The organism is Aureimonas sp. Leaf454 (genome assembly GCF_001424685.1).
Lineage (GTDB): Bacteria > Pseudomonadota > Alphaproteobacteria > Rhizobiales > Rhizobiaceae > Plantimonas.
The window spans coordinates 243,856-262,619 of sequence record NZ_LMQT01000001.1 but is presented as its reverse complement, the minus strand read 5'-3'; the positions used below and the strand labels follow the sequence as shown (position 1 = coordinate 262,619).

Below are 18,764 nucleotides of genomic sequence, written 5' to 3'. Positions count from 1 at the left end.
AAATCACGCTGGCGAGCTGCCGCAAAGAGACCTATCGTCGGCCTCGCTCATCAGCGACGGGGGAGTGGTCGATGATCCGCAGTTCAAGCTGGCGCCGGACGGCTCTGTCCTTTGCCGTTCTCCTGGCCTCCTTCAGCCTCGCCGCGGCCGAGGAGGCGGAGCGCCGGATCGTCACCTCCCCGAACGCCGACTATTTCGGCAGCGACTACGACATCCTCAAAGACGTCGACGCCAACATCTGCGAAACCGCCTGCCTTGCGGACAATCGCTGCCAAGCCTTCACGCTGAACCAGAAGACCCGATGGTGCTTCCTGAAGGAAGGCGTCGGGGAACTGCGCTACGTCGAGGGCGCCATGTCCGGGCGGATCGTAACGGCCGCCGCCGACGCGACCGACGCGGACGGTCAGGCCGAGCGCGAGGCGGACCTATCCTTCTTGCCGAAGGCGCGCATCGAGGAAGCGCGCCAGCTTCGTCTCGGTCTCGCCGACGAGCCCAAGGACGAAGGGATCGCGGACGGAGAGGCTTTGTCCCTCGCGGCGCAAGCCTATGCGGAACAGCGTTACGGCGATGCCGCCACGCTGAGCCGCGAGGCGTTGAAGCGCGAGCCGAACGACCGTGCGGCCTGGGCGGGACTGACGCGCGCCGTTCTTTCCTTCGCCTCCGACGATTATGGCCTGAAGCAGGCGAACGACGCCCTGCGCTATCCCGCCGCCGTCAATCTCTATGTGACATCCCCCGACAAGGCCGAGCAAGGCGAGGCGCTGGATCTCCTGGCGCAGGCCATGGCCGCCGCGGAGGACTGGAAGGCCGCGATCAAGACCTATCGCGCCAGCCTTGCCGCCTTCGACAATCCGGACGTGCGCAGGCGGCTGGACGAGGCGGTGGCGAGCCACGGTTTCCGCATCGTCGACAACACGGTCGACAACAATGCCGCCAGTCCTCGGCTCTGCCTCGTCTTCTCCGAAGACCTCGCGCCCTCGATCGTCAATTCCGAGACGGCCGGAGATTACGTCTCGGTCGAAGGCGGGGACCATCTCGCGGTCAATGCGAGCGGCTCCCAGATCTGTGTCGACGGGGTCACGCAGGGACAACGCTACCGCGTCGTCGCGCGGGCCGGCATCCTGTCGGCGAGCGGCGAGAAGCTGGCCAAGCCAGCCGAGCTCTCCGTCTATGTCCGCGACCGGGACCCGTCGGTCCGCTTCTCGGGCAATGCCTATGTTCTGCCGGCCGGGGGCGCCGCCGCGATCCCGGTGACGACCGTCAACACCGACACGATCACGGCACGGCTGCTGCGGATCGGCGATCGCGAACTGGCGCGCACAATCGGCGACAGCCGCTTTCTCGGCCAGATGGCGAGCTACGACCTCGATGCGGTGGAGAACAGCCAGGGGGAGGCGGTCTGGACGGGATCGGTCGCGGTGGCGAACCGGACGAACGAAGAGGTCGTGACCGCGATCCCGGTCTCCGACATCCTCAAGGACCGGAAGCCGGGCGTCTACGTGCTGGCGGCATCGGCGCCGAACGCGCGCGGCGACCAGGAGGCGGTCGCCACGCAATGGTTCATCCTGACCGATATCGGACTGTCGACCTTTTCCGGCGAGGACGGATTCCACGTCTTCGCACGCTCGCTCGGCACCGCGGAGCCGCTTGCCGGCGTCTCGCTCGAACTCGTCGCGCTGAACAACGAGATTCTCGGGACGACGACGACGGACAAGAAGGGTCATGCCCGCTTCGCGCCGGGACTTCTGCGGGGAACCGGAGGCGACCAGACGGCGGTGCTGACCGCGACCGGCGGGACCGGTTCCGGGAGCGAGGCGGCGGATTTCGCGTTTCTCGACGTCACGGCATCCGCCTTCGACCTGACCGATCGCGGGGTCGACGGCCGGGAGCCGGCGGGGGCGCTCGACGTGTTCCTGACCTCCGATCGCGGCATCTATCGAGCCGGCGACAGCGTGCATCTCACCGGCCTCGTGCGGGACGGCCGCGGAGAGGCCGTCGAGGGTTTGAACCTCACCGGCATCGTCACACGGCCGGACGGGGTCGAGGCGGCGCGGGTCGCGCTCGGCGACGAGGGAGCCGGCGGTTTCGACTGGACCGTCGACGTTCCCGCCACCGCGATGCGCGGCAGCTGGCGAATGGCGGTCCACACGGATCCCAAGAAGCCCGCGATCGCGGACGAAACGGTGCTGGTGGAGGATTTCGAGCCGGAGAAGATCGATTTCGACGTCGCCGTCGCAGACAAGGTTCTCGATCCCGCGGCGCCGCCCGTCGTATCGCTCGATGTCCGCTATCTCTTCGGCGCGCCCGCGGGCGGTCTGGAGCCATCCGGCGAAGCGCTGGTGACGGCGGTGGACCGGCTCGACGCCTATCCCGGCTACCGGTTCGGCCTGGCCGACGACCAGCCGACCGCCCTCCGGCTGCCGTTGACGGGCGACGTCACGGACGAGGCGGGGACGACGACGGTTTCGCTCGATCCGTTCGATCTGCCCGCGACGACGAAGCCGCTGACGGCGACGCTGCAGGTGCGCGTCGCCGATGCCAGCGGCCGCCCGGTCGAGCGCACGAGCGATCTCGCCGTTCTCGGCGCCAAGGCGCGGCTCGGCGTGAAGCCGCTCTTCGAGGGCGCGGTCGGCGACGGATCGGCAGCCGGACTCGACGTGATCGCGGTGGACGCGGACGGCGCCCGGATGAACCTTGCCGGCGTCGGCTGGGTGCTGAACAAGGTGACGACCGACTATCAGTGGTATTCCAGCAACGGCCGCTGGAACTACGAGCCGATCCAGCGCACGGAGCGCGTGGCGAACGGCACGCTCGACCTCTCGGCCGGCGAGCCGGGGCGGTTGTCGCTTCCCGTCAGCTGGGGCGGGTTCGAGCTGGTGCTGACCGATGCGTCGGGCGGCGCCGTTCCGGCGAGCACGCGCTTCGACGCGGGCTGGTACGTCGCCGCCAAGTCGATGGAGACCCCCGACATCCTCAAGGTCTCCCTGGACAAGCCGCTGTATGCGATCGGCGATACGGCGGTTGCGCATATCGAGCCGCGGTTTGCCGGCAAGGTCCAGGTGCTCGTCATGGACGAGCGCGTGATCGCCATGACGACCGCCGACATTCCTGCGGAAGGCGCCGATGTCCGGTTGCCGGTGACGCGCGACTGGGGGCCGGGCGCCTATGTGACGGCGGTGCTCTATCGGCCGATGGACATCGAGGCCAAGCGGATGCCGGGGCGGGCGATCGGTCTGGCCCATGCGCGCGTCGATCCCGGCGACAAGGCCCTGTCGGTCTCGATCGATGCGCCGGCGAAGATCGAGCCGCGCAACCGGATCGATATCGGCCTCGCCATCGGCAACGTGCGGGCCGGCGAGACGGCCTATGTGACGCTGGCTGCGGTGGATGTCGGGATTCTCAACATCACCGTTTTCGCACCGCCCGCGCCGACCGGCTTCTACTTCGGCAAGCGGCGGCTCGGCGTGGAGGTGCGCGATCTCTACAGCCGCCTGATCGACCGCATGCAGGGTGCGCCCGGCGCGGTGCGCTCGGGCGGCGATTCCAGCGGACAGATCGTCAGTCCGCCGCCGATGGAGGAACTCGTCGCCCTTTTCTCGGGCATCGTGACGGTGGGGGCGGACGGGACGGCGAGCGTGCCGCTCGACATTCCCGACTTCAACGGCACGCTGAAACTGATGGCGGTCTCCTGGTCGAAGACCGGTGTCGGGGAGGCCAGCGCCGACATGGTGGTGCGCGATCCCGTCGTTCTGCAGGTCGCGCAGCCGCGCTTCCTCAGTCCCGGCGACACGTCACGGATCGCGATCGACGTCGTTCATGTCGAGGGACCCGCGGGCCAGATGCAACTCGCCGTCGAGGGCGGAGCCGGGGTCGTGTCCATCGGGGCCGATCTCCAGAGCATGCTCGACCTGCAACAAGGCGCGCGCCAGAGGATCCTGCTGCCGGTTACGGCGGAAGCGATCGGGGATGCCGTGCTGCGGATCGCCCTGACAACGCCGGACGGCACGATCCTCAACAAGAGCGTGCGTCTGCCGGTGCGCTCGATCAAGCCGGAGGTGGTGACGAAAAGCCAGTTCGAGATCGCGGGAGGCGGCGGGCAACTGACGCTGGGGAGCGACATCCTGACCGAGTTCCAAGTGGGGACCGGAGAGGCGACGGTGAGCGTCACCGGCCTTGGCGGCTTCGACGTCGCGGGGGTCGTGCGGGCGCTCGATCGCTATCCCTACGGCTGCACCGAGCAGATGACGAGCCGCGCCCTGCCGCTGGTCTATCTCGATGCGACGGTGCTGTCGGCCGGCCTGTCCGGCCGCGACGACGTGCGCGCCCGAATCGAGAGCGCCATCAGAGGCGTTCTCGCCAACCAGTCCTCGAACGGAAGCTTCGGCCTCTGGTCGCCGGACAGCGGCGACATCTGGCTCGACGCCTATGTCACGGATTTCCTGACGCGGGCGAGAGAAGCGGGATATGCGGTACCGACGGAGGGCTTCACGCTCGCGGTCGACAATCTGCGCAACACGATCAACTACCTGCCGGAGCAGCCGGATTGGGGTCCGGTCGCTTATGCCTATTACGTGCTCGCCCGCAACGGACGCGCGGCGATCGGCGATCTCCGCTACACGGCCGACAACGAGGCGGCGTCGTTCAAGACGCCGCTGGCGCAGGCCCATCTCGCCGCCGCACTCGCCCTCTACGGCGACCGGGTTCGGGCGGAAACGCTGTTCCGGATGGCGGTGTCGGGCGCGACGGCGGGGGCGGGGTCCCTGGCGAACCGGGGCGACTACGGAACGCCGCTTCGCGACGGGGCCGCGGTGCTGACGCTCGGCATCGAAAGCGGCATCGATGGCGTCGCCTTCGACGGGCTTGTGACCAAGGTCGGGATGGAGCGCAAGGCCAAGCGCTACACGTCCACGCAGGAGGACAGCTGGTCGCTGCTGGCGGCGCATGCGCTCCTGTCGAAACGCCCGCCGAGCCTTTCGATCGACGGCGAGGATCGGGAGGGAGCCTACGGCGCACGCTTCGACGATCGCCGGCTGCAGACGCCGATCACGCTCGTGAACCGGGGCCCGGAGGCGGTCTCGGCCGACGTGACGCTCGCGGGCGTGCCGCTGTCGGCGCCGCCGGCGGAGACGCGCGGCTATGAGATCACCCGGCGCTACTACACGCTGGAGGGCGAAGAGGCCGACGTCTCGACGGTCGGTCAGGGCGACCGGCTGGTCGCGGTCGTCGAGGTCCTGCCGGTGGACGAGGATGCATCGCGTCTGATCGTGAACGATCCGCTGCCCGCCGGCTTCGAGATCGACAATCCGTCGATCCTGCGCGGCGGGGACGTCGCGTCCCTGAGCTTTCTCGAATTGACGGATCAGGTGGCGCACACCGAGTTCCGCGCAGACCGTTTCATCGCCTCGGTCAACAAGGCGAGCGGCAACAAGGACGCCCTGCGCTTTGCCTATGTCGTCCGGGCCGTTTCGCCGGGCGAGTTCGTGCATCCCGCGGCGACCGTCGAGGACATGTACCGGCCGGAGCGGCGGGGCCACACGGACGAGACGCGCGTGACCGTCGCCGGCGCGCTTCGCTGAAGCGGCGGAGACCGGAGCGATGGGCGATGCGACGGTGACGGGAGCCCCGGAACGCCGCCGCATGAAGCGGCGCGCGATCGCCATCCTGTTCCTCTCGATGCTCGCCGCAAGCGCCGGCGGGCTCTCATGGCGGGCGCTCGATCGAGCCGTGGAGGCGCAGGTCGCGGCGCTGGGGGATCCGGCGACCGGAACCATTGTCGAGGATCGCGACGGCGAACTGCTGCGAGCCTTCGCCATCGCCGACGGGCGGTGGCGGCTCGACGTGTCGATCGGCGGCGTCGATCCGCGCTTCGTCGCCATGCTGACCGCCTGGGAGGACAAGCGGTTCTTCGAGCATGGCGGCGTCGACGGACGGGCGGTCCTGCGTGCGGCGTGGCAGTCCGTCCGGCATCTGCGCGTCGTGTCCGGCGGCTCCACCCTGTCGATGCAGGTCGCGCGGATGTCGAAGGGCCTGCCGACGGGCATCGGCGCCAAGGGCGAGCAGGTGCTGACGGCTCTGGCGCTGGAGCGCTCGCGCACGAAGGACGAGATCCTCGGCCTTTACCTGAAGCTCGCGCCCTATGGCGGCAATCTCGAGGGCATTCGCGCGGCGACGCTTGCCTGGTTCGGTAAGGAGCCGAGACGCCTGACCGCCGCCGAGGCGGCGCTGCTCGTGGCGCTGCCGCAGTCTCCCGAGCGCTACCGTCCCGATCTTCACCCGGAACGGGCGAAGCGGGCGCGCGACCGGGTGCTCGACCGGATGGCAGTGCTCGGCATCCTGACCCCGGGCGAGGCCCTGCGCGCCCGGGCGGAGCCGATGCCGACGGGTCGGCGCGCGTTGCCGATCCTCGCCGCCCATGCGACCGAGCGCATGCGGGCCAGCCATCCCGGCGAAGCGAAGATCCGGCTGACCGTCGACAAAGGACTGCAGGAGCGGCTCGAGACCTATGCGCGGGCCCGCGCCGGCGCGATGGCCAAGCCCCTCAGTCTGGCACTTCTCGTGTCGGATCACCGGACCGGAGAGATCCTGGCTTCCGTCGGTTCCCCCGACCTTTTCGACGGTGGACGGCAGGGACATGTCGATCTGACCCGCGCCCTTCGATCGCCGGGCTCCACCCTGAAGCCGCTGATCTATGGGCTCGCCTTCGAGCGGGGCGTGGCGCATCCGGAAAGCCTGATCGACGACCGGCCGACGGCGTTTGCCGGCTACACGCCGCAGAACTTCGATCATGCGTTCGAAGGCGTGATCACCGCGCGGCGGGCGCTGCAATTGTCGCGGAACCTGCCGGCCGTGGCGCTCCTGTCGGCGGTGGGACCCTCGCGGCTGGTGCAGCGGATGCAAAGGGCGGGCGCCCGGCCGGAGCTCGGCAGCCGGACGATCCCGGGCCTTGCCATCGGTCTCGGCGGTCTCGGCCTTTCGCTGAACGATCTCGTCGCGATCTATGGCGGCATCGCCAATGGCGGGGTCGCCCGGCATCTGCGAATGGAAGCGGGCACGGGGGCGTCGATCGGCGGGGCGGGGGCAAGCCGGATCCTGTCGGAGCAGGCCGCGTGGTACGTGACCTCGATCCTCGCAGGGGCGCCGAACACGGCGAAGGGGTCCCCGGGAACGATCGCGCACAAGACCGGAACCTCGTTCGGCTATCGGGACGCGTGGTCGATCGGCTACGACGGGCATCATGTCGTCGGGGTCTGGCTCGGGCGTCCGGACGGGGCGCCCGTGACGGGTCTCGTCGGGCAAGAGGCGGCCGTGCCGGTGATGCGCGACGTCTTCGCGCGGATCGGCCTGCCCGCGCGACTGCCGGGTCCACCGGCCGGCATTCTGGTGGCAGCTGGAAAGACGTTGCCGCCGCCGATGCGCATGGTGGGACGCGCCGGCCCATCCGCATCGACGGCCTTGAAGCCTGAAATCGTGTTCCCGCCCAACGCGACGCGGATCGAGACGGGTCTCCTCAGCGGTTCTCCCGCCGGGCTGTCCCTGAAAGTTCGCAACGGAGAGCCGCCTTTCACCTGGTATGTCGACGGTTCTCCGGTCCTACGGTCGCTGTTCGAGCGTCAGGCCTCGTGGACGCCGGACGAAGCGGGGTTCATCGACATTTCCGTGATCGACGCCACGGGCGCCGCCGCGAGCTCGCGCGTTTTCGTGGAATAGGGGGCCCTGGAGCAGCGAAGGAGCCGGGTCGGTCGCAGGCGGCTTGCAGTCGTTCGCAGCGATCGAGACGCGCCCGCACCGGGGTCGGCTGGTGAAAGGTATGCGACGAGGCGACGGACGGCGATGTGTCGGTTGAGGCTGTAGAGGGGGCTGGCCTTGCGCGCCAGACGGACGAGGCGCCGATCCTCGTCGCGCAAGCGGGCGAGTCCGTCCAGGCCCTGCGGCGTGCTTGGAGCCGACCGGGTTCCCGCTGTATCGACGAGATGCGTGGGGAGACCGAACCTTGCCAAAAGCGAGCGCGCTTCGGCGGTGTCGAGACCGGCGCGTTGCGAGGCGCGGAGGTCTTGTCCATAGCGCCGAGCGGCTGCCGCGAGGGATTGGCCGAGGCGGTCGGCTGCCGTGTTTTCCATCATGATGATCTCCCGGGTGGTGGAGAATTCTCATGTCGCTGGAGCGAGGTGAGGAGATCCGTCCGCGCCGAGATCGGCGGTATGGCGTCGCAAAGCCCTGCGGGCGGCGCGCTCCACGTTGAAAATCCTCATCGTCAACAGGAAAGATTTCCTATCCTGGGGCGGATCGGCTAATTCTTGATCGTGCTGCGTAACCGAGGAGACAGCGATGCCGAGATCCGAGTTGTCGAACCCGAACTCTGCGGAAAGGGCGGGCCTTCTCGCATTCGCCGGGCGATCCGGCACGCGCCGATGCGCGGGCCCGCCGCGCCGCCGCGCGGAGCGGCCAGCACGGCTCGACGGCGAACACGCATCCGTCCGCTGCCGGATGGCGCGGGAGATCGCGAGCGCGGTTCTGGCTGTGCCGATCGAGGAGATCGCACGGCCCAATCGCGCTCGGTCGGATGCCTGCCAGGCACGGCATATCGCGATCTATCTGGCGCATGTCGTGTTTCAGGTGCCGTTGACCGAAATCGGCCTCGGTTTCGGCCGCGATCGCACCAGCGTCGCCCATGCCATTCGCCGGGTCGAGGATGATCGCGACGGGGCGGCCTTCGACGCGCTCGTCGGGCGGATGGAACGGCTCGCCGCCGCTTGTCTCGACTGGAACGGGGAGGATGCGTCGGCATGAGCACGCCCGGCTACAATCTCGACGAATCGCCGCTGGCTCGTCTGGCATCGCGACGGGGAAAGGGCGGCGAGCCGTTCCTCTGCGAGGCGGAGACCGTTGCCGGCGAGCGGCTGCGGGCCGATTTCACGCGCGCCGGCCTGACCCCCGGCGTCACGCAGCGTTGGGACGGAACACCGGGCAAGGGCAGGGGCGGATCGTGCGGGGGAGCCGATCTTTCGGACATGGCGATCGACGCGAAGCGCCGTGTCGATGCGGCCGTGACGGCGGTCGGACCGGAACTCTCCGGCATTCTCCTCGACGTCTGCTGCTTCCTGAAAGGGCTCGAGATCGTGGAGCGGGAGCGGCAATGGCCGGCGCGGTCCGCCAAGCTCCTCCTGAAGGCGGGGCTCGGAGCGCTGGCGCGGCACTACGGACTGATCGGCACGGCTTCGGCCGGACACGGGGGCATGCGTAGCTGGGGTTCGGACGGCTACCGGCCGACGATGAACGCTGCGTCGCGAAGCGGCCTCGACCATCCAGAGGAGAAGCCCGGGCATTGAACCGGATCGTCCGAAGGCGTGGGCAACGTCGAACACGTCACAGCTTCTCCCCCCGTGTCCTCGGAGGACTTGCTCGGATGAAGGCTCGGCGTCCTACGGCACGTCCGCTTTCTCCGCGTCGCTTCGGATCCGCTTGACCATGGAGCGAAGTCCGTTCGATCGCTGGGGCGTCAGGTGCTCGCGAAGGCCGAGTTCCGCAAACGTCGCCTCGGCATCCGTTCGCAGAATTTCGTCGGGCGTGCGGCCGGAATACAAAGCCAGCGTGATCGCCACGAGGCCCTTCACGATATGGGCGTCGGAATCGCCGTGGAAGACGATGCGTGGCGGCTCGTTCGCCTCCATCTCGCTGGAGAGCCAGACCTGGCTGACGCAGCCGGGAACCTTGGACGCGTCCGTCTGCGATCCGTCCGGCATGGGCGGCAGTTGTCGGCCGAGTTCGATCAGATAGCGATAGCGGTCTTCCCAGTCGTCCAGGAGTTCGAAATCGGCCTTGATGTCGTCGATCGTCTGCATGCAGCGGTCCGTTCGTCGTCCGCTCAGGGCAGAGCGGCTCGCACCGCATATAGGCCCTGGCACGCCCGATGTCAGCCGACCGTCAGCCGCGGGGGGCCGGTGTCGGAATGACGCGGGCGGCGGCATCGACCCGGCCTGCCGTCCCGGTCTCGACGCCGGCGGAGCGCTTGGGCGCCAGATAGGCACGTGGGAGCGGCATGCCGGGCGCAACCGGCGGGCTCGAGAGCGTGCCGGTCGTCACGGGATCGGTCGACGGTTCGCCCCGCGCAGCCGATACCGTCCCGGCGAGCATCGGCCCGGCCGGCGTCGCCTCTTCCACAAGGGCGGTCTTCGACGCTTCCTCGGAAGCGGCGCCGGCATCACGGCGATCGTCGATGAAGGCATAGGCGATGGCGAGGCCGTCGCCGATGCGTTCGCCGGCGAAGACCGCGGCCTCCCGGCCGGTGTCGCACGCCGTCGGGGCGCGCTCGCAGAAGCCGCTGAGATCCTGGACCGCCTCCTGGATGCCGACGACGGCTCCCAGCCACGACATCTGGACGTCGCTCTCTCCGCGTCCGGTGCCGAACGGCAGGAGGAACGCGACCAATCCCAGCCAGAAGGCGCACTTCAGGATGAAACGCATCATGCCTCACACTCGATGGGCGCAGCGGGACAAAGGGTCCCGAACGCGAAGGGCTCGCCGAATTTCGGACGATCCCGGTGACGACGCGCCGGGATCGGTCCTCGTTCGATCCGACGCGACCCTGCCATGCCGCAGGCCAAGGCGAGGTTCAAGTCGATGGCGGCCTTTGTCTCAAATGCGAGTCGTTCTCGATGGTTGTTCGCGATTCGCATGAAGCGATGGAAGCTCGGCTTATGCCTTCCTTAAAGTGTCGGGGGCATGATCCGGGACAACAAGGCGTCGTGAACAGGATAGGACCCACGGGTCCCTCGCGCGTCCGAACTTGATGATTCTGGATCGTTGATGACGCATTCGAGCGAGGCAGACGGAGCGGCAGGCCCGCTGGGCGGCGCAACGCTCGCCGCTGCACTGCGGACGCGCTGCGAAGGCCTCGTAGCGCCGTCCGTCCGTCCCACGGACGAGCGGCGCATGCAGGCGAACGTGCTGAGCATCCTCGTCCTGTCCGCGCTCTGCTGCGTGCTCCTGGCTCCGCTGGTCTGGCTCGGCACGAACGCCGTTCAAGCGTCCGCGGCACCCGTGATCGTGGCGGGGCTTCTGCTCGCGATCGCCTGCAGCCTTTCCGCGACGGGCCGGGTCGATGTCGTGATCCTCGGCATCTCCGCGTTGGCGGCCGCCCTCATCGCCACGGCCGCGGCTCTGACGGGCGGCGTCGCGTCCGTCTGCCTCTGGATGCTGGTTCTGGCGCCCGCCGAAGCCCTTCGGCAGGGGCGCCGCATGGTGGCCACGGCATCCGGCGCCTTCGGCTTTCTCGCTCTCGGCGCAACCGCGTTCAGCGACTGGGCGGCGATGCCCCGTTCGATGTCCCACTGGGTCTCAGGGCTCGACGCGCTCTCGATCGCGATCGCGGTCCTCTACGGGGCCGTGCTCACCCGGCGTCTCGGCCTCGGTCGCCAGGCGGAGAAGGCCAAGCGCGTCCGGGAGGATGCGGAACGGGCGCTGGCGGATGCCGCACTCGAAGAAGCGGTGATGCTCTTCTCCCACGAGGGCACGCTCCTGAAATCCTCCCCGGCGACCGCGGACCTCTTCTCCGGTTCGAGCCCCATGAACGCGAGCCGGATCGTCCAAGCGATCCACGTGACCGACCGCGTGTCGTATCTCCAGGCTTTCGCGGAGATCCGGAACGGTTCGGACCGATGGGTTCTGCGCGCCCGAGCCTCGGGCGGAGCCGGAACCTTCCGGGACGTGGAGATCGACCTTCGCGCCCATCGGGACCGGCAGGGCCGCCTCGTGTCCATCGTGGTCGTCGCGCGGCCGGCGCCCGTCGCCGGGGAGGCGCTCGCGGTTCTCGAAAGGACGCTCGCCGCGGAGCGCGAAAGCTCGCTCGCCAAGAGCCGGTTTCTCGCGACCGTGAGCCACGAGCTTCGAACCCCCCTCAACGCGATCATCGGGTTCTCCGACGTGCTCGACCAGGAGTTCTTCGGCGGTTTCCAGGATCCCCGGCAGAAGGAGTATGTCGGTCATATCCGCCAGTCGGGCGAACATCTTCTCGGCGTGGTCAACGGTCTTCTCGACGTCTCGAAGATCGAGGCGGGACGCTACGAACTGGCGCTCGAAACGGTCTCCGTGGACGAGATCTGCCGATCGGCGGACGGAACGATGCGCGGCGAACTGGCGCGCAAGGGCCTCAGCTTCGAGCTGAAGCTGGAACCCGCGCTCGGCCGGATCGTCGCGGATCGTCGTGCCTGCCACCAGATGCTGCTGAACCTCCTGTCCAACGCGGCGAAGTTCACGGAAGAGGGCAGCGTCACGCTCTCCGCCCGGAAGGTCGGACCGCATATCGAGCTCTCCGTGCGCGATACGGGCATCGGCATCGCCGCGTCCGATCTGTCGCGGGTCGGGCAGCCCTTCGTGCAGCTGTCGAGCGGCACCACGCGGCGCTATCAGGGAACCGGCCTCGGCCTGTCTCTCGTCAGGGGTCTCGCCGACCTCCACGACGGTCGCATGACCATCGAGAGCGAACCCGGCGTCGGGACCACGGTCCGCGTTCTGCTTCCTCTCGACGGGCCCGCCCGAATCGATCATTCCTCGCCCTCAACGCCAACGGTCGTAGCGCTCGCCCATGCCCGCAAGAAGTCTCACACCCCCTCGACGGACGACGACCAGGCGCGTCGCACGGCCTAGCGCCGCGCGCCGCCTGGGGCTCGTCGGCCTCGGGTTGCTTCGAAGGGGAAGCGCTCCGCTGGCGGCACATCCGGCCGCTTCGCTGGGCGTGCTCGCCGGCGGCTTGCTCCTCGTCGTGGTCGCGTCCAACGCGCTCTACGGCCAGACGAGCCGCCATCCGCGTCCCCTGATGGCGACGCGTGGCGACTTCGCCAAAGCCGGCGACGTTCGGGAGGCCACGAACGACAGCGGGCTGATGTCCGTGCCGCTGGTGCTGGAGGTTCAGACGGCCCTCAACGACGGCGGCTACTACAACGCCGCGCTCGACGGCAAGCCGGGCGCCGCCACGACGGCGGCGATCCGCGCCTTCCAGAGCGCGCGGGGGCTCGCGGTGGACGGACAACCGACGCCGAGGCTCCTGGCGGCGATCCGCTCGGCCGAGGCCGATGAACCCGTGCGGATCGCGAGCGGCGGGCCGACTGCCGACGGTATCTCAGACGACAGCACGGGCTCGGTGCCGGTCGCGTCGGGCGCCGATCTCGTCAAGCGCATCCAGAGCGGCCTTGCGGCGGCCGAGGTCGCTCCGCTGAAGGCGGACGGTGTCGCCGGCGAACAGACGCGCGCAGCGATCCGGACCTTCGAGGCGCTGGAAGGTCTCGACGTGACGGGCGAGCCGAACGAGCGGATCCTGAAGCGCCTGATCGAAATCGGCGCGCTGAACTGATGCGGGGACGCCGTCCATGCGCGTGACGAGCGACCTTTTCGTTTCGCAGCTCGTCCGACGCGTCTTTTCCGACGGGGGCTTCGCAGCCGTGGAACGGCGGGGAGCCGAGGCGGCCGGCGCGATCTTCCTCCTCGTGCGCCATCGGGACGGCGCTCTCGACCTCTATGGTCCGGCCGCGCAAACGCATTCGTCGGAGGATGGCGGCCGGCGCTTCATGCGAGAATTCTTGACGGACGAAGCCGCGCTCGAGGCGCGATTGGTGCGCGAGGCGCGGTTCGATCCCGATTTCTGGGTCGTGGAAATCGAAACCGCGACGCCTGAACAATATGTCGAGATCGTCGAAGCGTAGAGCGACACGGCCGCGCCGCGCCGCGCCGCGTGGCAGTGCAGGCGCGACGCTTGCGGGCGGCAGATCGCCGGTCCGCCTCAGCCGTTGCGGGACTTCGGCTGCGAGGCTGCGGGGCGCTCGGTTCGGCGGCCGAAGGCGGCGCGCGGTTGCGCGGCGCGCTCGGGACGCTCGATGTCCTCGAAGAGCGGCTCCAGGGCCGGCGCCTCGACGCGGCGCCGTCCGCCCACGATGAGAACGCAGTCGTCGCGCTTCAACGCCTTGTAATACCGGGCCATGATGTCGAAGACGGCGACGTCGAGGCCGATTTTCGGCTTCAGCATCATGAGGATCGTCATGGCGTCGGCATCGCTCGCGCCGATCGCCTTCAAGGCGACCGCCAGACGCTCTCCCGTTTCGTCTTCGGCGATCCGCTCGGCCGCCCGTTCGTCGATCCCGGCCATGTCCGCCAGCACCGACATGGTCTCCAGCCGGTCGCCCCGAACGGAAAGCTCGACGAGGTCCGTCAGGGTCATCCGCCGCGCGGCCGACCTGCGACCTGGCTGGACGAGACGTCGCAACGCCTCGCGGACGGCGGCGGCGGCCTGGCCGGGTTCCTTGTGCTCTGCCGAGGGACGCTGCTCCCATGCTTGCGGGCGCTCCATCGCCGAAGCCGTCGCACGGATTTCGGCACGGTCCGCTTGAGGAGCGGCGACAGCGGCGCTGGTGAAGCCGGTCGTCTCGTTCCCGGCCGTCCTGCCGCCCTCCCTCTCGCCGCCCGACGTTCGATCGTCCGCCGCGGGGGCGTCCATCTCGATGCGGGGCAGGCCGGGACCCTGTGCGCGGGGCAGGCGGAGGTCGCGATCCCGTGCGATCTTCAGCCGGTCGGCATCGGTCAGGACCGGGCTCGAGACGAGAAAGGGCGCCGCGATCTCGATCGGTTCGTCCAAGAGTTTCTGAACGATACCGCGGGGCACGTTCTCCGAATGGGACAGCGATGCGCCGAGCGCACGCTTGCTCTCCGGGCGTAGACGATCCCAGACGGGAAGGACGAGGCGGGCGAAATCGCGCGCCTGAAGCTCGCTCGGCCGGCGCAGCGCGCCATAGGACGACACGGCGGCTGCGACGATCGTATCGAATTCAGCCGAGCCCGCAGCCGTCTCGAGGCTCCGGAAAATGCGGGGATTGGCATCCTTCATGGGTTGTCGGCCGTCCGTCGTTTCACCGAAGGAAAGAATTAGACAAGAAAGATTAGCAAGCTGTTAACCGTGATGGATTTCTAGCTCCGGGAAAGGTCGGTGGGCCATGGTCGCCCCGAACGAACGTCCGTCTCGATTTGTCTCGATCAAGGTTCCAACCGATGGCCACGCTTCTGCGCTTTCCGGCCCCCGTGCCGACGGCCGGCCGGGCGACTACAACCGCGGCAGGCCCTGCCGAGATCATCATCCTGCCCTGCATCCGACGTGAGCGGATGGGCGAGGTGCCGGTCTATTCCGGGCTTGCGGACGCGCGTTGCACCCAGCGCCAAGCCTGAACCGACGAACCGGCGATCGATCGAACCGTCAGCCGACCCGATCCGGCCGATCGTCGGCCGCCGGGGACAGCGCGGGTTCACAGACCACCGATCGCAGGAATGCGTCCGCTCCGGGCCGTTCGCTTTCCTCGTCGACGAGGACACGAAGCGTGACGTAGCCTTCGACCGCCGCGATTTCGACGGGTATCGATGTCTCGTCCCGTTCCGTCGAACCGGATCCCGCCTCGATCAACTGATCCCGGGTGCCGATGAGAAGATCGAAGCGGCCGTCCACCGCGGAGCGATCGTTGATCGAATACAGATTGTCGCCCGGACGCGAATAGATGGAGGCCGACCAGAAGGTCGTGAGATCGGGCGCGACGACGCGGACCGGCCCCTCCGCGAGCGAGAAGCGGCAGCCTGCGGTGATGAAGGCGGGATCGACGAAGGCGAAATCCTGTTCGCTGGAGCCGACATCGAGAGAGGCGGGATCCGGCGCCTGCCGGCGCAAGGCATCGATTCGCACCATCCGAAAGGGTTCGCCGAGCCGGGACAGCCGCGCCCAGGCGTTGTTCTCCGCCACGCGGGGAATGGTGAAGATCACGGCGATGTGGACGACCAGCGCCCCGACGAGGCCGATCACGATGCTGAGGAACAGCTTACCCACGGGCGCAATCCTGGCGAACGAGATCGGGCAGGGACAGATCGCCGACGCCGCTGGAGGAACTGGCGGGCGTATCGTAGAGCGTGAGGATCAAGACGAAGGGGCCGGTGCCGACCACCGACAGCCAGTTGCCCGACGCCGCGCGCGGGCCGACCGTGGCGGAGAAACCGTTGTCCTCGGCCCGCAGGATGTTGCGCGAGACGAGCCAGCCGGGCCGGCCGGCACCGGGTTGCACCACGCGGCCATCCCATCCGAAAGCCGCCAGCGTCCAGACACGGGCCGGGGGCGTCTGACCCGCAAGGCGATAGGTACAGTCCAGACGCAAGGGTTCACCCCCGGAGTCGCGCGAGGCGCGGAACTGGATGCCTTCGCCGATACCGAGCGTCAGATTGCCGATGCGGGCGAGGCGCGCCTTCGAATAGGGGTCCGCGTCGAGCGAGCCGGCGGTCGGATTGGCGAGCCAGGGACCGACGGTCTCGGTGCCGAGATCGGCCGCTTCCTCCAAGGCACGCTCGGCCGACCAGCCGCCGAGGCCGAGCGCAATCGCGATGGAGAGTGCGAGGAGGAAGAGAAAACGCATACGCCGCTGGTGCTCGCTGACGGGCCGAAAGAGCGCTCTTTCCATGAGCGGATCACGCAAGGCAAGGGCGGGCGCGACACAAGATCCGACGATCGCCGCGCCGCGGCCGACTCCGCCGCGGCGCGCCTCTGCCGAATCAAGCCACTACTGAGGCACGGTGGAGGGCGTCGTCTCGCGGTTCGACGCGAAGGTTTCCGGATCCAGCGGCGGTGCGGCCGACAGGCGATCGCCGAGATCGGCCAGCACCTTCTGCGCCGCGAGCGTCAGGGCCAGGGGGCGAACCGGCCGCGGGGCCGCACCGTCCGAAGCGACCGCGACCTTCTCCTTCTTCGTGTCCGGGAACGGCTTGTCGAGGAAGGGCAGGGGCCGCAGCTCGATACCTTGGTGAGCGGCCTCCATGACGCGCTGCCAAGTCATGGCGGGAAGGGAGCCGCCGGTCATCTTGTTGGTCGGCTTGTAGCTGTCGTTCCCATACCAGACCGCGCCGGTGAAATTGCCGGTGTAACCGACGAACCAGGCATCGCGGTAGCTCTGGGTCGTGCCGGTCTTTCCCGCCGCCCGCGTCATCGAAAGCTGCGCCCTGCGGGCCGTTCCGACCTCGGGAATGCGCACCATCATCTCAATCATCGACTTGGCGGCCTGCTCCGACAGAACACGGCGGCGGGGCGGCATGTCGCGGGCGGCATCCCAGAGGACCTTGCCGTTGGTGTCCGTCAGCTGAAGGATCGAATGGCGGTGCGCGTCCATGCCGCCAGCCGAGAACACGGCATAGCCGGTCGCCTGATCGAGGACGGTGACCTCATTGGTGCCGAGCGCGATCGTCTTGTCGCCACGAAGGGGGGTCTCGACGCCCATGGCCTTGGCAAGCTCCGCGACCTTGCCCGGACCTGATTCCTGGCTGAGGCGAACGGCCACCGTGTTGAGGGACCGCGCCATGGCATCCTGGATCTGGATGCGCCCGGCGAAGGAGTTTCCATAGTTCTGCGGCGACCAGTTGCCGACGCGAACCGGACCATCGACGATGATGTCGGTCGGCTTGTGACCCTTCTCCATCGCGGCGGCGTAGACGTAGGCCTTGAAGGACGAGCCGGGCTGGCGGAGCGCCTTGGTCGCGCGGTTGAACTGGGAGAGACCGTAGTCCCGCCCGCCGACGATCGCGCGGACCCCGCCGTCGTCGTCGAGAACGACCATCGCGGCTTCCTCGACCTTGTAGGTCTTGCCGTACTGGCGAAGGTGGAACTCGACGGATTCGTCGGCCAGTTGCTGCATGCCGGTGTCGAAGGTGGTGCGGGCGACGAAATTGCGGTGCGGAATGTTCTGCGCGATGCGCTGAATCTCGTCGAAGGCGAAGTCGAGGAAATAGTCCGGCGAGATGGTGCTGGAGCGATCGACGGCGGTGGCGGGCTGGCGACGGGCGGCGACCACCTGGCCCTCCGTCATGAAGCCGGCCTGCACCATGTTGGACAGGACCTCGTTCGCACGGGCGCGCGCGGCTGGCAGATTGATGTGCGGCGCATATTTGGCGGGCGCCTTGAAGAGGCCGGCGAGCATGGCCGATTCGGCGAGGCTGACCTCGCGGATGTTCTTGTTGAAATAGAACTCAGCCGCCCCGGCGGCGCCGAACGTGCCGCCGCCCATATAGGCGCGGTCGAGATACATGCCGAGGATTTCGCGCTTGGTCAGATGGGATTCCAGCCACAGCGACAGGAAGGCCTCGTTGATCTTGCGGTCGATCGTGCGCTCGTTCGTGAGGAAGACGTTCTTGGCGAGCTGCTGGGTGAGGGTCGAGCCGCCCTGGACGACGCCGCCGGCCCGGGCGTTCTCGGACAGAGCGCGCACGAGGCCAAAGAAGTCGATGCCGTAATGTTCGAAGAACCGCCGGTCCTCGGTCGCAAGGACGGCCTTGATGAAGGGATCGGGCATCTCGTCGATGGGAATCGCATCGGCGCGGAGCACGCCGCGACGGCCGATCTCGTTGCCATGACGATCGAGCATCAGGACGGAATAATCGGTTTCGAGCGGCAGCCCGTTCGCCGTCAGCTTCATCGCGGGCTGAGCGAGGACCAGCATCAGGACGAAGCCGACGAGACCGAGGGTCAGACCCTCGCAGCTCAGCTCGACGAGAACGCGGTTGAAGCCGCGCGCACGAAAGCGGCGCGACAGGATCGTGACGCTCTCCCAAAACGTGGAGAAGCCATGAAAAAAGCGCCAAAGGCTGCTATCGATCCAAGCGTCGACCTCGATCAGCCGTGATGGCCTGCGCAGCTTCGGCTTCGGGCTCAAGAGGTCACGCAAATCCAAACCGTCGACGTTCGGCGGCCGGGCCGCAGTTCACGG

Annotated in this window: 13 protein-coding genes and 1 pseudogene; 8 read left to right on the top strand and 6 right to left on the bottom strand. The window is 68.3% G+C overall.

The window, feature by feature from the left end; translation table 11 throughout:
* Positions 1-71 precede the first annotated feature (71 nt).
* The 4 genes and pseudogenes from ASG43_RS01185 to ASG43_RS01165 all read left to right on the top strand — a co-directional run.
* Positions 72-5,576, top strand: a complete 5,505-nt coding sequence (locus tag ASG43_RS01185) for an MG2 domain-containing protein (RefSeq protein WP_056499370.1) — start codon at positions 72-74, stop codon at positions 5,574-5,576.
* Positions 5,577-5,595: 19 nt separating this feature from the next.
* On the top strand, positions 5,596-7,707 hold the full coding sequence (gene pbpC / locus ASG43_RS01180; RefSeq protein ID WP_244487942.1) for a penicillin-binding protein 1C: 2,112 nt from the start codon (positions 5,596-5,598) through the stop codon (positions 7,705-7,707).
* A gap of 618 nt (positions 7,708-8,325) precedes the next feature.
* Positions 8,326-8,787 carry a helix-turn-helix domain-containing protein gene (locus ASG43_RS01170; RefSeq protein ID WP_082490520.1) on the top strand — a complete coding sequence of 154 codons (462 nt, stop codon included), beginning with the start codon at positions 8,326-8,328 and terminating at the stop codon, positions 8,785-8,787.
* Positions 8,788-8,810: 23 nt separating this feature from the next.
* Positions 8,811-9,197: pseudogene (locus ASG43_RS01165) on the top strand (DUF6456 domain-containing protein); the annotation flags it as partial.
* Positions 9,198-9,419: 222 nt separating this feature from the next.
* Here the strand turns inward: ASG43_RS01165 and ASG43_RS01160 are convergent.
* Together ASG43_RS01160 and ASG43_RS01155 are read right to left on the bottom strand one after the other, a co-directional pair.
* Positions 9,420-9,839 (bottom strand): SufE family protein, encoded by a 420-nt coding sequence (locus ASG43_RS01160; RefSeq protein ID WP_056499358.1) that lies wholly within the window; start codon positions 9,837-9,839, stop codon positions 9,420-9,422.
* An 82-nt stretch (positions 9,840-9,921) separates the two neighbouring features.
* Positions 9,922-10,464, bottom strand: a complete 543-nt coding sequence (locus tag ASG43_RS01155) for a DUF5330 domain-containing protein (RefSeq protein WP_056499355.1) — start codon at positions 10,462-10,464, stop codon at positions 9,922-9,924.
* 465 nt (positions 10,465-10,929) lie between these two features.
* Here ASG43_RS01155 and ASG43_RS01150 point away from each other — a divergent pair, with 465 nt between their 5' ends.
* From ASG43_RS01150 to ASG43_RS01140, 3 genes are read left to right on the top strand one after another with little or no spacing between them, the layout of a single operon-like run.
* On the top strand, positions 10,930-12,642 hold the full coding sequence (locus ASG43_RS01150; RefSeq protein WP_156386325.1) for a HAMP domain-containing sensor histidine kinase: 1,713 nt from the start codon (positions 10,930-10,932) through the stop codon (positions 12,640-12,642).
* Between the two features lie 34 nt (positions 12,643-12,676).
* Positions 12,677-13,345 carry a peptidoglycan-binding protein gene (locus tag ASG43_RS01145; protein ID WP_162244655.1) on the top strand — a complete coding sequence of 223 codons (669 nt, stop codon included), beginning with the start codon at positions 12,677-12,679 and terminating at the stop codon, positions 13,343-13,345.
* 16 nt (positions 13,346-13,361) lie between these two features.
* The gene (locus ASG43_RS01140; RefSeq protein ID WP_056499346.1) at positions 13,362-13,694 is read left to right on the top strand and encodes a DUF1491 family protein; all 333 of its coding nucleotides are present in this window, start codon (positions 13,362-13,364) and stop codon (positions 13,692-13,694) included.
* Between the two features lie 77 nt (positions 13,695-13,771).
* Here ASG43_RS01140 and ASG43_RS01135 read toward each other — a convergent pair whose 3' ends face one another.
* Complete coding sequence (locus tag ASG43_RS01135) at positions 13,772-14,869, bottom strand: DUF2336 domain-containing protein (protein WP_056499343.1); 1,098 nt, start codon at positions 14,867-14,869, stop codon at positions 13,772-13,774.
* Between the two features lie 161 nt (positions 14,870-15,030).
* On the opposite strand from ASG43_RS01135, the gene ASG43_RS22430 reads away from it, so the two are divergent.
* Complete coding sequence (locus ASG43_RS22430; protein ID WP_156386324.1) at positions 15,031-15,204, top strand: hypothetical protein; 174 nt, start codon at positions 15,031-15,033, stop codon at positions 15,202-15,204.
* Positions 15,205-15,232: 28 nt separating this feature from the next.
* Here ASG43_RS22430 and ASG43_RS01130 read toward each other — a convergent pair whose 3' ends face one another.
* From ASG43_RS01130 to ASG43_RS01120, 3 genes are all read right to left on the bottom strand, one after another.
* On the bottom strand, positions 15,233-15,850 hold the full coding sequence (locus ASG43_RS01130) for a hypothetical protein (protein ID WP_056499340.1): 618 nt from the start codon (positions 15,848-15,850) through the stop codon (positions 15,233-15,235).
* Entirely contained in the window at positions 15,843-16,427 is a 585-nt protein-coding gene (locus ASG43_RS01125; RefSeq protein WP_056499337.1) for a DUF1214 domain-containing protein, read from the bottom strand. The genes ASG43_RS01130 and ASG43_RS01125 overlap by 8 nt, the downstream gene beginning before the upstream one ends.
* Positions 16,428-16,571: 144 nt before the next feature.
* On the bottom strand, positions 16,572-18,722 hold the full coding sequence (locus tag ASG43_RS01120) for a PBP1A family penicillin-binding protein (protein WP_056500900.1): 2,151 nt from the start codon (positions 18,720-18,722) through the stop codon (positions 16,572-16,574).
* Between the last annotated feature and the right edge of the window lie 42 nt (positions 18,723-18,764).